This is a genomic window from Liquorilactobacillus sicerae, assembly GCF_029916425.1.
Taxonomy (GTDB): Bacteria; Bacillota; Bacilli; order Lactobacillales; family Lactobacillaceae; genus Liquorilactobacillus; species Liquorilactobacillus sicerae.
The window spans coordinates 1-744 of sequence record NZ_JAHAVQ010000066.1; the positions used below are offsets into that span (position 1 = coordinate 1).

A 744-nucleotide genomic window follows, 5' to 3' on the forward strand; every position below is an offset into this window, starting at 1 on the left:
AATGAATATTTATAATACGGCTTTTGTTAATTATCAACAAGGGTATGCCCAGGCCGAAGGAATCGTTTTGTTTATCTTTGTGATGCTTGTTTCTTTTGCGCAACTATATTTCTCAAGAAAGCGTGAATCATAATGAAAATCAAACTTACAAAATTTTCAATTACTCTTTTTGCCCTCATAGCAGGAATTGTATGGATTTATCCTTTTATTATTATTGTTCTTAATTCAGTCAAGACAAAGAACGGTATTTTTGCGAACCCGATTGGTTTTAATAGTTTTACGACTAAAAATTACTATCAGGCTTTTCAGCAACTCGACTTCATACATAGTTTTTGGAATTCTTTGATTATTACCGTTGGCAGTGTTTTTCTAATTACAATTTTCTCTTCAATGGCAGCTTATGCTTTAGCTCGGACAAGCAGTCGATTAAATTCGTCTATCTATTATTTATGTGCTGGAACGATGTTGATTCCCTTTCAATCGATTATGATTCCTCTAGTTTCGATTTTTGGTAAAATCGATTTTCTTGATCGTACTAGTTTGATATTAATGAATACAGGATTGGCTTTGAGTTTATCAGTGATTTTATTTTATGGAGCTTTTCTCGGGGTTCCTAGAAGTATTGATGAAGCGGCTATTTTGGATGGGGCAAGTACGATTAAAACTTTCTTCATGATTATCCTCCCAAATGTAAAATCGATGACCGGCACGGTGATCATTCTGAATGCGATGAAAATTTGGAAC

1 protein-coding gene and 1 pseudogene are annotated in these 744 nt (G+C 33.9%); both read left to right on the forward strand.

The window, feature by feature from the left end; genetic code table 11:
- Positions 1-133: pseudogene (locus KH893_RS11210) on the forward strand (sugar ABC transporter permease); the annotation flags it as partial.
- The coding region (locus KH893_RS11215) for a carbohydrate ABC transporter permease (protein WP_281166199.1) at positions 133-744 on the forward strand (612 nt) is incomplete at its 3' end. The pseudogene KH893_RS11210 and the gene KH893_RS11215, both read left to right, overlap by 1 nt.